General features: G+C 57.9%; 12 protein-coding genes. 7 read left to right on the forward strand and 5 right to left on the reverse strand.

The window, feature by feature from the left end; genetic code table 11:
- Positions 1 to 7: 7 nt before the first annotated feature.
- From G6N80_RS22210 to G6N80_RS22230, 5 genes are all read right to left on the reverse strand, one after another.
- A complete protein-coding gene (locus G6N80_RS22210; RefSeq protein ID WP_165137312.1) occupies positions 8 to 844 on the reverse strand; it encodes a carbohydrate ABC transporter permease in 837 nt (278 codons plus the stop codon).
- 1 nt (position 845) lies between these two features.
- A complete protein-coding gene (locus tag G6N80_RS22215) occupies positions 846 to 1,739 on the reverse strand; it encodes a carbohydrate ABC transporter permease (RefSeq protein ID WP_165137315.1) in 894 nt (297 codons plus the stop codon).
- Positions 1,740 to 1,852: 113 nt separating this feature from the next.
- Complete coding sequence (locus G6N80_RS22220) at positions 1,853 to 3,136, reverse strand: ABC transporter substrate-binding protein (protein ID WP_165137318.1); 1,284 nt, start codon at positions 3,134 to 3,136, stop codon at positions 1,853 to 1,855.
- A 15-nt stretch (positions 3,137 to 3,151) separates the two neighbouring features.
- Complete coding sequence (locus G6N80_RS22225) at positions 3,152 to 4,246, reverse strand: ABC transporter ATP-binding protein (protein ID WP_165137321.1); 1,095 nt, start codon at positions 4,244 to 4,246, stop codon at positions 3,152 to 3,154.
- Positions 4,247 to 4,351: 105 nt separating this feature from the next.
- Positions 4,352 to 6,592: an extracellular solute-binding protein gene (locus tag G6N80_RS22230; RefSeq protein ID WP_165137324.1), complete on the reverse strand. Its 2,241-nt coding sequence runs from the start codon at positions 6,590 to 6,592 to the stop codon at positions 4,352 to 4,354.
- 243 nt (positions 6,593 to 6,835) lie between these two features.
- On the opposite strand from G6N80_RS22230, the gene G6N80_RS22235 reads away from it, so the two are divergent.
- The 7 genes from G6N80_RS22235 to G6N80_RS22265 all read left to right on the forward strand — a co-directional run bounded on the left by G6N80_RS22235 (position 6,836) and on the right by G6N80_RS22265 (position 14,710).
- Entirely contained in the window at positions 6,836 to 7,897 is a 1,062-nt protein-coding gene (locus G6N80_RS22235) for a LacI family DNA-binding transcriptional regulator (protein ID WP_165137328.1), read from the forward strand.
- Between the two features lie 78 nt (positions 7,898 to 7,975).
- Positions 7,976 to 9,262 carry an extracellular solute-binding protein gene (locus G6N80_RS22240; RefSeq protein ID WP_165137331.1) on the forward strand — a complete coding sequence of 429 codons (1,287 nt, stop codon included), beginning with the start codon at positions 7,976 to 7,978 and terminating at the stop codon, positions 9,260 to 9,262.
- 48 nt (positions 9,263 to 9,310) lie between these two features.
- The gene (locus G6N80_RS22245) at positions 9,311 to 10,252 is read left to right on the forward strand and encodes a carbohydrate ABC transporter permease (protein ID WP_210300895.1); all 942 of its coding nucleotides are present in this window, start codon (positions 9,311 to 9,313) and stop codon (positions 10,250 to 10,252) included.
- A gap of 12 nt (positions 10,253 to 10,264) precedes the next feature.
- Positions 10,265 to 11,107, forward strand: coding sequence for a carbohydrate ABC transporter permease (locus G6N80_RS22250; protein WP_165137334.1), 843 nt, complete (start codon positions 10,265 to 10,267; stop codon positions 11,105 to 11,107).
- Positions 11,108 to 11,163: 56 nt separating this feature from the next.
- Positions 11,164 to 12,489: an alpha-glucosidase/alpha-galactosidase gene (gene melA, locus G6N80_RS22255; RefSeq protein WP_165137337.1), complete on the forward strand. Its 1,326-nt coding sequence runs from the start codon at positions 11,164 to 11,166 to the stop codon at positions 12,487 to 12,489.
- Between the two features lie 64 nt (positions 12,490 to 12,553).
- The gene (locus tag G6N80_RS22260; protein ID WP_165137339.1) at positions 12,554 to 13,606 is read left to right on the forward strand and encodes an ABC transporter ATP-binding protein; all 1,053 of its coding nucleotides are present in this window, start codon (positions 12,554 to 12,556) and stop codon (positions 13,604 to 13,606) included.
- Positions 13,607 to 13,678: 72 nt separating this feature from the next.
- The gene (locus G6N80_RS22265) at positions 13,679 to 14,710 is read left to right on the forward strand and encodes a 4-hydroxythreonine-4-phosphate dehydrogenase PdxA (protein WP_165137342.1); all 1,032 of its coding nucleotides are present in this window, start codon (positions 13,679 to 13,681) and stop codon (positions 14,708 to 14,710) included.
- The last annotated feature ends 233 nt before the right edge of the window (positions 14,711 to 14,943 follow it).

Consider the following 14,943-nt stretch of genomic DNA (forward strand, 5'->3'; position numbering starts at 1 on the left):
TCCTTGTTTAACCCTTGACAGCGCCGGAAGTCAGGCCTTCGACAATGCGCTTCTGGAACATTAGCGCAAGCAAGACGACAGGAACGGTAACAACCGTCGAGGCTGCCGTGATCTTGCCCCATGGTAGCTCGTGTTCGCTTTGTCCGCTGAACAGTGCAACGGCGACCGGTACGGTTCTGGCCTGATTATCGGCCGTGAGCGTCAACGCAAACAGGAACTCGTTCCAGGCATTGATGAACGAGAGCAGACCGGTTGCGACCAGCCCGGGGCCTGCAAGCGGTATGATGACCTTCCACAGCAATTGCGCAGGGCTTGCACCATCGATGGTAGCCGCCTCGTCCAGCGTGTCCGGGATCTCCTTGATGAAGCTTGTCAGAACCCAAACGCAAAATGGCAGTGTGAAGATCATGTAGGACAGGATCAGCGCCCAATAGGTGTTGTAGATGCCAAGCGTGCGGGCGAGGGTGAAGAGCCCACCAAGCACTGCGATCTGCGGAAAGGTGCTCATCCCCAGAATGGTGTAGAGTGTCACCTGCTTGCCTGCGAAGCGATAGCGGGCAAGCGCATAGGCGGCCATTGACGACAGCATCAGCGATAAGATCGTCGCGCCACCGGCAACAATCAGCGAGTTCACGATGGAGCGCACGAAGGAGCCATCGGCCAGCACGGCGCGGTAATTGTCGAGCGTCAGTTGTCGCGGCCAGTAGGATAGCGGCGTGGCAAAAAGTTCCGCCGACGGTTTGAGCGAGTTCACAATCATCCAGTAGAACGGGAAGAGGATATAGAGAAGCCCGATTGCCAGCACGATGTAGAAGGCGGCACGGGATAAAATTCGCTGAACCATTCTATCGATCCTCGACTTTCAGCATGCGCATGTAGAGCACGGTTCCCAGAATGATGAGCAGGAAGATTTCGACGGAGGCCGCCGAGCCTGCGCCGACAAGTCCGAATTCAATCATCTGCTGGCGGGCAAACATGGAGATCGTGACGGTGGCCGGCGAATTTCCGGTCATGACATAGACGATATCGAACACACGCAGTGCATCCAGCATGCGGAACACGACAACGACGACAATCGCGCCCTTCAGCATCGGCAGTGTCACCCGCAGGAATTTGGCCACTGGACCCGCGCCGTCGATCTCGGCTGCTTCATAGAGCTCCTTCGGGATGCCCTGCAGAGACGCAAGGACGAGCAATGTCACGAAGGGCACGAACTTCCAGGTCGACATTGCAATAATCGCCCACATGGCAGTGGAGGGATTGTTCAGCCAGGCCACCGGATCCTCAATGAGGCCCAGTCGGGTCAGTGCATCGTTCACGACACCGAAGACATCGTGATACATCCATTTCCACAGCTGCGAGGCAACCGTAAGCGCAATCACCAGGGGAATGAGATTGGCGGCGCGGGCAAGCTTGCGGCCCGGAAAATTGACGTTGAGGACCATCGCGAAGGCAACGCCGAGAACGACTTGAAGCGTAACGCTGGCAACCGCAAAGAACACGGTATTATACAGCGCCGACCACCATTCGGGATTGGCATGCAGATCGAGATAATTGTCGAACCAGACGAAGCGAGGCTCATCGGCGAAGAAGTTGGCGTCGGTGAAGCTTAGCCAGATCGTGCGACCGAGCGGATAAAGGCCCACTGCGGCAAGCACCAGGAAGGTCGGTGCAAGGAACAGGAAAGCGGTGCGAGCCTGGGTTCCGGCCAGCGTCTCGGCACGCTTGAAGAGGATCATATCGATCTCCTGCTATGAAAGCGGAAAGCGCCGATGGCTGGCCGCAAACTGTCTCAATCGAGGGGCACTCCGCCGTCAGACGGAATGCCCGTTTTTCAAACTCCGATGATCGCTTACCAGCCGCGACCCTTGATGCGGTTCAATTCCGTATCGAGTTGCTCGAGCCGTTCACCCACCTTGGCACGGCCTGTCATCATGTCGTTGACAGCCTTCAGCGCTGCATTCGACACCTGGGCATATTTGGTGCCGGTTGAACCGGACGGGCGACCGACCAGATCGAACTTTTGCGCCATGTCGACCCAAGGGTAGGTCTTCAGGATATCGGGGTCCTTCATCAGTTCCGGATAACCCGGCAGGCGGGCAAGCTTCAGCATGCGCTCCTTCTGGTTTTCGGGGGAATTGATGAACTTGATCAGATCGGCAGCAAGTTGCGGATTCTTGGAGAACTTGGAGATCCACAATTGCCAGCCGCCCAGACCGGATGCCGATTTGCCATTTGGCCCATGGGGTATGGCGGTGACGCCAAATTTGCCTTTCACAGCGGACCCCTCAGCCTGCATCGACGCATAGGCGTAAGGCCAGTTGCGCATGAACAGATAATTGCCAGACTGGAAGGCGCCACGCGCATCATCGATGATATAGGAGGTCACACCCGGTGGTACTGTCTTGCCCACCCATGATGTCAACTCTTCAAGGGCTGCCTTGGCGTTCGGATTGTTGGCCGTGACATTGCCGTCCTTGTCGACCCAGGTGCCCCCGCCATAGGAATTGATCCATTCGACAATGTCGGTCGCGAATCCTTCATAAACAGAGCCCGGATAAACGAAGCCCCAGAAATTGGCATTGCCCGCAGCGCGCTCTCCAGCCTGCACCTTTTCCGACATTTCGCGGACTTCGGCCCAGGTCTTCGGCGGTTCCTTGTAACCGTATTTCTCCAGAAGATCGGTGCGATAGTAGAAGAGCCCGAGATCACCGTAGAACGGCACGGCAATCAGGCGATCCTTGATGGTGTTGATCGCGATCGTCGCTGGCGTATATCTGGCAATTTCCTCGGCCGTGAAGTACTGCTTCAGGTCAACGGCAAACCGTTCCAGCATGCCCTGCCAGACGACATCCATGGCATTGATGTCGATGTCGGCATTGCTGGCAGCCAGGTTCTGCTGCATGATTGCCAAGATCTCGGTACCATTGTTGGGCACATTGAGGATTTCGACCTTGGTGTTGTTCTTCTCCTCCCAAGGCTTTATCTGATTGCGCAGAAAGTCGACCGTGGCGCCGGACCACGCCCCGGGCATGATTGTTATTTTCTGCTGAGCGAGCGCGGCACTGTTGGACAGGGTCATCACCAGAGCCGCAACGGCTCCGAGTGCTGCCTGCCTCAGAATCGATGATTTCATTTCGGTACTCCTCCGTTACGCGATCGCGACGCCACTCGTCGCATCGAAAACATGAAATGCCTCTGCCTCCGCAGCGAGGCGGATGGTCTCTCCCGGCCGGGCAGGAACACGCATGGGTAGTTCGGCACGCATCGTCTGTTCGCCGACCCGGATATGGACGACCTGGACCGCACCAAGGATTTCGACCATGTCGATGGTCGCATCGAATATGATGGGGCCTGCGCCGGGTGTGCCGAGGACATGAAGGTCGCTCGGACGCACACCGAGCGTGCAGTGCGTTGCCTTGCTGGCCGCCAATGCGGCAGCAGCCTTGCCGGAAAGCGGCAGCCGAACCGTCTCGGCAATAATGACCGGACCGTCGGAGCCCGCATCGATCCTTGCGTCGAGGAAGTTCATCTGCGGTGTACCGATGAAGCCTGCCACGAAGCGGTTGGCGGGTTTGGTGTAGAGTTCCAGCGGGGCACCCACTTGCTGCACATCGCCGCCCTTCATGACGACGATCCGCGTGCCCATCGTCATAGCCTCGACCTGATCGTGGGTGACATAGACCATCGTTGTCTTCAGCTGTGCGTGCAGGCGGGAAATCTCGGCGCGCATCTGAACGCGCAGCTGGGCATCCAGATTGGAAAGAGGCTCATCGAACAGAAACACCTTCGGCTGCCTGACGATTGCGCGGCCAAGCGCGACCCGCTGCCGTTGCCCGCCGGAAAGCTCCTTCGGCTTGCGTTTCAGGAGATCGCCAAGCGCCAGGATATCTGCGGCCTGTTCAACGCGTGTCTTGATTTCGGCCTTGGGAAACTTCCGCAATTCCAGGCCGAATGCCATGTTCTGGAAGACATCCATATGCGGGTAGAGCGCATAGTTCTGGAAGACCATGGCAATATCGCGCTCCTTGGCAGGCAGGCCGTTCACCACCTTGTCGCCAATCAGGAGTTCGCCCCGGTTGATGTCCTCAAGCCCGGCGATCATCCTGAGCGTCGTCGATTTTCCGCAACCGGATGGACCAACCAGAACGAGGAATTCCCCGTCGTGAATTTCCAGATCCATGCGGCGCACGATCTTGACGTCGCCATACGATTTCTCGACCCCGCGCAACGATACGTTGGCCATGGCCATCCTCCCTCATGTCCTCCGGTCCCGGACGTCCTGCGCCGATGACCCAATGCAACCTGCCCGCGACCGGCCACGATGCCGGCCGCACGGCTCTCGTCTCAGCTATTGACCAAGAATTGTGCGCAGTTCGGCGGCTGCCAAGCCAAGCGCCTCTGCTGGCGCCACCTCGCGACGAAGGGCGCGATGCACATGGCTGCCAACGATCTGTTCGTATCGAAACTCGCTCAGCCGCCCGCCGGTCGTCGTGAGAGAAATGGCGCGAGCCCGCGATTTGGGGAAATATTCAACCGCCTTGCCCAGCCACGGATAGACCGAACGCAACTCAAGGCTGTTATACAGTGCCAATGCAGGTGTTGAGCCGCCCATGATGGTCAGCGGGATCGCCATTTCCATGCCCGCTGCCCAGGACATCCAGTCAAACGCCAGATCCGGGCGAGGGCATTCGGCAATGATGCCCATGGACCATCCGCCGAGAACCGGAACACCGCCCGGTACAGGCGCGTAGCCGATCTTTCCAACAACCCGCGATACGCTGCGATCGGTCAGTTGAGCAGCTGGGGCACAGAAGATGGCCACCATGGCAACATCGCCGGTCGCAAAATCCTCGACCTGTCCGGAACGTTGCTTGTCCTGCCAGCCCGGGGCCGCATAGTCAGTGCTTTCGACATAATTCTCCAGCACCTCGATGGCTTCGCGGCTATCGAGTGTGACGCGGCCTGCATCGTCCAGCACACGCGCATTGGCTCCCCACAGCCGGGTGAGAAATTCCACCATGGTGCCATGCGGCGGATTTGTCCCGAGTGACGTGCCGTGCAAGGTGGGCGAACCTGGATTGAGCGAGCGCGTGAAGAAACGGGCAACCGCATTGAACTCGCGCCAGGTCTCAGGTGGCCGTAATTCGCCACCCGTCAGGTCGCGGTAGGCCAGACGCTGGATGGGATCGTCGAACAGGTCCTTGCGAAAGAACAGCATTTCGACATCGAAGCGGGATGGAAGGGCAAAATAGCCGTCTGCATAGCGGCAGTTGGCGTCCATGACGCCGGGCACCAGCCCGCGCATCAGTTCCGGATGCTGCTTCAGGCGGGTATTCAGAGGCATGATCGCACCTGCCGATGCAAGTTCGCTCATCCATGGCTGGTCGATCTCCACGATATCATACTGGGCCCGCTTTGCCGGGTCGCTCAGCACCGCATGCAAACGTTCAGCCGACATCGCCTCGATGGTGACCTTTGCGCCGTGACGATCCTCGAAGTGCGGCAAGAGATCCGAGATCGCCCGCCTCGACATGCTGTCAAACATCAGCACGCGCAAATGTTCGCCTTCGCCGTAACGGCGGATCGCGGATTTTCGCTCTCCGATGGTCGTCGGCACCGCGATGCGACGATAGCTTCCGCCATGTGCAATTGGATTGCGCAGCGTATCGAGAAGCGCCTCGGCAGCCGCCGCGCCAAGCTGCACGCCCGAACGGCGAATAACAAGCCGGTCATCGCTCTCGACGTCAGACCACGATTCTTCCGCCAGCGAAACCAGGCGCACATGGCCCTTGAGTTCGCTTGCCATGAGCTGCAGCGCCTTGCGCGCGCCGCGGTGAATTGCAGAGGAAGTGGAAATGACCAGATCGACTTTCTTGCCGCGTGAAATGTATCCGACAAGGGCGCGGAAGGCGGTCTCCGGGTCGTGGTTGGTTTCCAGAACCATGCCCTGCGCATCGCTTCCAGAGGCTGCAACCGCATCCAGGAAGCCTGTCGCGGCCCGCTCCTCGCTGGAATATTCCTTGGGCCCGGTCAGCAGAACGATATTGCGATAGCCCTGATGCAGCAGGCTTCGGCCTGCATCAAACAACAGGCGGCGCAAATCGTGCTCGATGAAGGTAAAGCCGCCGCCAACCGGCTCCCGCTCGAGACAGACAACCTGGATACCTGCCTCTCGAAGTTCGTCGGCACGCTTCATGTCATCTGGCTGGCAGGTGGCGATCAAGACCCCGGCTGCCCGCTGCTGCAATGACATTTCCAGCAGTTCGTTTTCCTTTGAACGGATTTCCGAGCTCACATGCAAGGCCGCGGTATAGCCGTGATCACCCAGAACGCGTTCCGCGCCGATGTAAAGCGCGCTGAAATGAGGATCGGTGACGGAGGGGAGGATCACGTTCACCAAAGACGATTTTTTCGTCTTGAGCTGGAAGCCCGATTGATGCCGCTTGTAGCCCAGAATTTCCACCGCCTCACGCACGCGGCGCACGATCTCCCGGTTCACGGTTTCGCGTTCGTTCAGAACATTCGAGACCGTCGCGACCGAGACGCCCGCATGCCTTGCAACATCCTTGATGGTGGAAATTTTATTCATAACACGTCCATGAAACGTTTCACGGAATGAATATTAGTGATTTTCAAATTAGTCAAGCATGCATTAGAGAGGATTGAAGAGAGCAAATGTCGCTCACCTCCGCGGCTCGATGACGTCGCTCGCCTCGGGCCTTCAATATCCGCCTTCAAGCCAGTGAAACTTCCATGATGACCCCGCTTGACAATAATGAGGAGTTGCTAATACGTATTAGCTAATACGATTTAGCAAGGTGAACGAACACTGATGACCCGCAAGCGAACCGACCAGACGACAAATGCCACAGCGCCCACAAGCGCCGATGTCGCACGTCTGGCAGGCGTGTCCCAGGCGACGATCTCCCTCGTGTTGAACGGCCGTGATAGCGCAGTGCGCATTTCTCCGGAGACCCGCGAACGGGTCATTTCCGCCGCCGCGACCCTCGGCTACACGCCCAATCACGCCGCGCGAAGCCTGCGCCAGCGCCGCACGAAAATCATTACCTTCGTGTTGCCGACGCTGGAAAATCCGTACTTTCTGGAGATTGTCAGTGCTGCTCAGGCGGAGGCCAGCCGGCAAGGCTATTCCGTGACGATCATCTCCTCCCGCAATGAACTCAGCGAGTTCCACACAGCACTTCTGCTACACGGTGCCGCTTATGACGGCATCATCGTTGCGGGTCACAACAACTGTTCAGCGCCTGAATTGCCGGCCCTCGTGAAGCGCGGCGTCGGCGTGGTTGTGCTTCAGGAGCCAAGCCCGGCTCCCGGCATCCACAGCGTTCGCGTTGATCTTGAGCGTGGTGGTTACCTCGCGACGCGCCATCTGATCGAACTGGGGCATCGGCGCATCGCCCATTTCACCCAGGCTTTGAGAAATTCTCATGGTGGACACGACCGTATCGACGGCTATCTGCGCGCGCTTTCGGAAGCCGGCTTGCCCTTCGAAGAAGATCTGGTCGTGGTGACCGAAAACTCGCTCTCCGGCGGCGTGGAGGCGCTCGACAAGGTTCTGGCACTGCCAAAACCACCGACAGCTCTGTTTGCCTATAACGATCGCCTCGCCATCGGTGCGCTGCATGGGCTGCGCACGAAAGGGCTGAAAGTGCCGGAGGATTTCGCCGTCGTCGGTTTCGATGGCATCGCTTTCGGCGGCTATACGTCTCCGACTTTGACCACCGTCGACAGCTCTCGGGAGGAGCTGGGAAAGCTCGCCATGCAGGCGGTCATAGACGCAATCGAAAAGAAGGAAGGCCGCAAGGACCACCTTCTGCCCGTCAGGCTGCTTGTGCGGGAATCATGCGGCGGTGCGCACACCGATCAAGGCTAGCGCAGCCCATCTCAAGGCTCGTCCTTCTGGCACGGGAGTGCGGCAGGACATCGAATTCGACAATCATGGGAGGAAGACATGACGCAGTTTATCAATCGCCGTTCTCTATTGAAGACCGGAGCAGGCCTTGGCGCGGGACTTGTGACCGGCGCGCTTGGCATGCCAGCGCGGGCCCAGGAAAAGCAGCTTACCTTCGCCGTCTGGGGTGGCGATGCCGAAGTTGCCGGCTACAAGGATGTGATCGCCAAGTTCGAGAGCGCCAATCCCGGCGTGAAGGTCAAGCTTGATGTAATGCCCTTCGCACAGTTCTACCAGCAGGTCGATACGCGCCTTGCAGGGCGTCAGGCGCCTGATATTTTTCGCGTGACCTATCAGCAGATCGGCCGCTATGCCACGAACAAGGCAGCCATCGACCTCACGCAGTATCTCGACAAGGATTTCGGCAAAGGCTTCACGCCGGCTGTCTGGAGCGCGGTCAATGTCAAGGGCATTCCTTATGCCTTGCCGCATCATACCGATACCTTTGCCCTGTTCTACAATGCCGAACTCCTGGAAAAAGCAGGCATTTCCGTGCCGACCAGTCTGGATCAGGCCTGGACCTGGGCAGCCTTCATCGATAACGCCAAGAAACTCAAGGCGCAGGGTGGCGCATCCTATCCATTCGCCATGAGCTGGCAGAACGGCGCCGTGCATCGCTGGATGTTCTATCTCTACCAGCATGGTGGCCGCCTGCTGAACGATGACCTGACGGCTTCGCGCATTACCGAAAAAGCAGGGATCGAGACCATTACCTGGACGCAGAGCTGGTTTACCGAAGGTCTCGTTCCGCCAAGCACCTCGGTCAAGAGCGCGGAAAAGGTTCAGAACCTGTTTGCCAACGGCACGATTGCCATGATGTTGAATGGCAACTGGCAGATCCCCTTCGTCGAACAGCAGATGAAGGCAAAGTGGGGCGTGACCTACCTGCCGCGTGACGTCGCCATGGCCGACGATCTGGGCGGCACCTGCGTTGCAGTCTCCCGCGACAGCAAAACGCCGGAGCTGGCCGCTGAATTCGTGAAGTTCCTGGTCAATGAAGAAAACATGCGCAGCTTCGTCGATAAGGCGCAGCTTTTGCCGGTGCGCAGCTCTATCGTCGACAAGGGTATCGAGTTCTCGCTGCGTCCAAAGGAAATGAAGGTTTTCGTCGATCAGACCAAGACCATTCCGGAACATCTGGTCAGCACCGTCATCCATCCGAACTGGGGCAAGTTCAATCCCAAAATGGCAGATGAGCTTGATCTGGCCTTTACCTCTGGCCAGTCGCCAGAGCAGACGGCCAAGAACATCGAAGCGCATATCGAGCGGCTTCTGCTGCGGGGCTGATTGCCCCGTCGTTTCATCCCTGAAATCTCACCATAACGAATGCAGGTCATGGCCCCCACTTCGATGATCCATGAGAAGCCGATGAACGAGATTGCCACCAGCCGGTTTTCCGGTTGGTGGGTGTCTTTCAAACCGCGACTGACGCCGTATCTGTTCATAGCGCCCAATCTCATTCTCTTCTCGGTCTTCATCTTTTTTCCGCTGCTCTATGCGGCCTTTATCAGCGTGCATGAGTGGTCGCTGATCGATGAGCCCCTCTATGTGGGTGCAGAGAACTACACCCGTCTCCTGACTGACTACCAGTTCTGGCAGGCGATGAAGAATACCGTGATCTATTCGGTCGCAACCGTACCAACCAGTCTTGCCATCGGTCTGATGCTGGCCATCGGACTCAATCGCGATCTTTTTGCCCGCACTCTGCTGCGCAGCGTCTACTTCCTGCCCGTCGTGGTTTCCAGCGTTGCGACCGCCATCATCGCCGCGTGGTTGTTCAACGACCATTACGGTGTGATCAATGCCTTGCTGAAGCTTATCGGGATTTCGCCGATCTCCTGGCTATCCACCACGACCTGGGCCCTGCCGTCGATCATTCTGACGACGCTTTGGACACGCGTCGGCTTCTGCATGGTCGTCTATCTGGCAGCGCTTCAATCCATTTCGCCCACCTATTACGAAGCCGCGTCGATCGATGGTGCGACAAGGTTTCAGCAGTTCCGCCACGTTACCTGGCCGATGCTGCGCCCGACGACCTTCCTGCTTCTCATTCTCAACGTCATCCACTCCTTCCAGGTCTTCGACCTGATCTACGTGATGACAGGTGGCGGTCCGGGTTTTTCGACAACCATGATTGTCCAGTACATCTACCAGTCGGCCTTCGCGACATCCGAAATGGGATATGCGAGCGCCATGGGCATCATCCTCTTCCTGCTGATCCTGCTGTTTACCCTGCTGCAATGGCGCGTGAACAAGCGGACCGAAGAATTTGTGTAGGAGACCAAGGCCATGATGGTCACCACATCAAGCCCTGCAAAAAAGCGACTGGAGACAATGGGTCTCTGGCTTCTGATGGCATTCGGCGCCGTTGTCATGATCTTCCCGATCTACTGGATGTTCGTGACCGCGGTCAGACCCAAGGATCAGATCTTCATTGCAGACGTGAGCCTTTTGCCGACAGGATGGGTCTGGCAGAATTTTGCCGACGCGCTGGCGCATATGCCATTCCTGCATTGGTTCTGGAATTCGACAGTCATCGCGGTCGTTGCGGTCGCAATCACCGTCACCATCAACCTCCTGTGCGGCTACGCTTTCGCCAAGTTCCGCTTTGCAGGCCGCGACGTCCTGTTTCTGGCTGTGCTTAGTGCGCTGATGATTCCTGTCCAGGTCATCATCGTTCCGCTGTTTTTCGTCGTCTCGGATCTCGGTCTCCTCAACTCTTATTGGGGGGTGATCCTGCCGCGCGCTGCCGAAGCCTTCGGCATCTTCATGGTCCGGCAATTCATGGTATCGATCCCTGACGAGTTGATCGAGGCTGCGCGACTGGATGGCGCCAGCGAACTGACGATCTTCCGCAGAATCGTGCTGCCGCTCTCCAAGCCCATCATCGCAGTGCTGATCATCTTCACCTTCATGTGGCGCTGGAATGACTTCGTCATGCCACTCGTCATGCTGACCGACCAGGACATGTACACGGTCCAGCTCGGCCTCAATCTCCTCAAGGGCCAGTACAACACCGAGTGGACGGACATCATGTCGATCGCGCTGCTCTCGCTGGTGCCGATGCTGGTCATCTTCGTGTTCTTCCAGCGCCAGCTGATCCAGGGCATCGCCGGCACAGGTCTCAAATAAGCTGACCTCAGGGTCGCTGGCCGTTCGGCCAAACCAATACGTGAAAGGATTCCCCAATGTTGAAAGTTGCCATGATCGGCGCTGGTAGCGTCGTCTTCGTCAAGAACCTGCTGACCGACATTCTCGATTTCGCGGAGCTGCGCGATATCACCATCACGCTGCACGATATCGACAAGGAGCGGCTCGAAACGGCTGGCATGATGACCCGCTGGACGGCATCGCAGTTCGATGCCAATCCGGTGATCGAAGAGCATCTCGACCGGCGCGCGGCGCTGAAGGATGCGGACTTCGTCATCAACATGGTTCAGATCGGCATGCACGAAGCGACGCTGCTGGATTTCGAGATCCCCCGCAAATACGGCCTGAAGCAGACCATTGCCGATACGCTTGGCATCGGGGGCATCTTCCGCGGCTTGCGCACAATTCCGTTCATGCTGGACCTCGTCTCCGACATGCGCGAACTTTGCCCGGATGCTGTTCTGCTCAACTACACCAACCCGATGAGCATACTGACCCAGGCAGTCTATGAAGCCTATCCTGACCAGAAGGTGATTGGCCTTTGCCATAACGTGCAGAATACCGCACATGAACTGGCGTCCTACCTCGACGTTCCGGTTGAGCGCCTGTCATATGATTGCGCGGGCATCAACCATATGACCTGGTTCCTGAAGCTGAAGATTGATGATGAGGATGCCTATCCCCGTCTCTGGGCTGCCATGGAAAACCCGGAAATCTTTGCCAAGGACAAGGTCCGCTTCGAACTGATGCGCAGCTTTGGCCGCTTCATCAGCGAGTCCAGCGAGCATAATGCCGAATACACCCCCTATTTCCTGAAAAGCGACGCCGATATCGCCGAATACGATGTTCCGGTCGATGAATATATTCGCCGCAGCGTGCGCAATCTGGGCCGTTACGCCGAAACGCGCCGCAAGCTGCTGGCGGGAGAAGCATTTCCCCTGGAACGCTCGCGTGAATACGGTTCATTGATCATTCATGCCATGGCAACAGGCAAGCCGCAGCTGATCTACGGCAATGTTCGCAATGATGGTCTGATCGACAACCTTCCTGACGGCTGCTGTGTCGAGGTGCCCGTCGTTGTCGATAAGAGCGGCATGCGTGCCTGCAATGCGGGACCACTGCCGCCAGAGCTTGCCGGCTACTGTGCACCGCATGTCTATGTCCAGGACCTGACGGTAAAGGCAGCCCTTGAGGGGGATCGCGACCGCGTGCATCGCGCTGCCATGCTCGATCGCCACGCCACGAGCGTGCTGTCCATCAAGGATATTCGCGCCATGGTCGATGAACTGATCGAGGCGCATGGAGATGCGTTGCCAAGCGGCATTCGTACCGGAAACGGAACTGCGCTGCGCAAGTCGGCCTGAGGGGAGGGCGGCGGTACGAAATCTCATGCCGCCGCCGTTTCGACTGCAAGAATGGGAGAAGACGATGGCTGATGTCAGCATTCGCAATGTCAAGAAATCATATGGCGCGGTCAAGACGATCCACGGGATCTCCGTCGATGTCGAAGACGGGGAATTCGTTACGCTTGTCGGCCCTTCCGGCTGCGGAAAGTCGACGCTGCTGCGCATGATCGCGGGGCTGGAAAGCATCACCGATGGGGACATCAGCATTGCTGGCCGGGTGGTGAACAATGTGCCTCCGAAGGACCGTGACATTGCAATGGTCTTCCAGAATTATGCGCTCTATCCGCATATGACGGTTGCGGAAAACATGGGTTTTTCGCTCCAGCTCAAAGGATTGCCCAAGGCGGAAATCAGCGCAAAGGTCAAGAAGGCCGCCGAAATCCTCAGTCTTGAGAAGCTGCTCGATCGCCATCCACGTCAGTTGTCCGGTGGCCAGCGGCAGCGCGTTGCCATGGGCCGCGCAATCGTTCGCGATCCGCAAGTGTTCCTGTTCGATGAGCCGTTGTCCAACCTCGATGCGAAGCTGCGCGTTCAGATGCGCACCGAAATCAAGGCGATGCATCAGCGCCTGAAGACGACCACAGTGTATGTCACTCATGACCAGATCGAAGCCATGACAATGGCAGACAAGATCGTTGTGATGCATGGTGGCATCATTGAACAGGTTGGCGCGCCGCTGGAGCTTTACGACCGTCCAGCCAACCTTTTTGTTGCGGGCTTCATCGGTTCTCCCTCCATGAATGTTCTGGAAGGGCGGATCGAACCGTCGGGCTTTGCATTCGGAGACCTCATTTTCCCGATCGCCGATGCACCATCGGCTTCTTCAGGCCAGCCGGCACGATATGGATTCCGTCCGGAGCATCTGGTTCTGTCGGGCGAAGGCATCCCGATGGAAGTTGTCGTCGTCGAGCCGACCGGGTCTGAGACACAGGTTGTCGCGCGGGCTCATGATACCGAGATCACCTGCCTGTTCCGGGATCGGATTTCGGCGCGACCCGGTGAGATCATCCGTGTCATGCCGGATCTCGGCAAGCTGCACCTTTTCGATAGCGGCGCCGGTGTGCGCCTCAACTGAGGTGAAACCGCACGCATATTTTCAGGATCGAGCCGTCGGCGTCAGATCGACGGCTGTCATTGGATAGATTTCATGCCTGACCATATTGAACATGACAACCGCCCGACGATCGCACTCGCGATGGGCGACCCGGCCGGGATCAGCCCGGAGCTGACAGCCAGCCTGTTGGCTCTTGAGGATATTCGCGAGAAGGCCCACATCATCGCCATCGGGGATCGCCGTATCCTCGACAAGGGTGCGCGGGAAGCGGGCGTCACTCTCGATCTGATCGGGGCGTCTCTCGAGACGCTGCCGCAGACGAAACGCTCGGCGCACATATTCGTTGATCTTGCTCATCTTGCGCCTGAAGACGCAGCGCGTGGAGAAGCGACGCTGGCAGGCGGCAGGTTTGCCACGCAAAACTTTCGCGTAGCGCTTGAGCTTGCCCATTCCGGTGGTGCCGATGCGGTTTGCTACACGCCATTCAACAAGCAGGCGATGCGCCTGGCCTATCCTGGCTATGATGACGATGTGACCTTCGTTGCCGATGTGCTGTCCTTCGAGGGCAAGGTGCGCGAGTTCAATGTGCTGGAAAAGATCTGGAACGCGCGCGTCAGTTCGCACATCCCGCTGAAGGACGTCGCGGCTTATCTTTCGGTTGAACGAATCCTGGGCGAAATCGAGCTTACCCGATCCTGTCTGAAGCATGCGGGAATTGACCAGCCACGCATTGCGGTGGCGGCGTTCAACCCACATGCGGGCGATGGCGGCAGCTTCGGGATGGAGGAGATCGACATCATCCAGCCAGCAATCGCCGAAGCGCAGTCGCGGGGTTACGCCGTGGATGGCGCATTTCCCGCAGATACCGTGTTCCTGCGGGCCCTCAAGGAAGGCTTTCATGCTGTACTGACGATGTATCACGACCAAGGCCAGATTGCGATGAAGATGATGGGCTTCGACGAGGGCGTGACGATGATGGGCGGCCTGCCATTTCCGCTGTGTACGCCCGCACATGGTACTGCCTACGATATTGCGGGCAGGGGGATAGCGGATGTCGGGGCAACCCGGGAAGCCATTCTTCTCGCGGCCCGAATGGCGCAACGATCTGCGGACAGTCCATCCTGACCTTCCCCAGGGACATAACCACGACAGACGTAGTTGCGATGCTACATGTCAAAACTGAACAGGGTTGCGACAGGTTGAGCCCGATAGAAAGAGGGACGAAAACTGTCGCTTCTCTAACTGGCCCAAATGTCGCATTACTCAATGGAATCTTCCCCGCCTGATGCGTATGTGGCGGATGAGTTGAAATGTCCGCTGGTTTGCAAAGTAGAAATGTCCGACTACTCGCCATACAG

It is taken from the genome of Rhizobium rhizoryzae, from assembly GCF_011046895.1.
Classification (GTDB): Bacteria; Pseudomonadota; Alphaproteobacteria; order Rhizobiales; family Rhizobiaceae; genus Neorhizobium; species Neorhizobium rhizoryzae.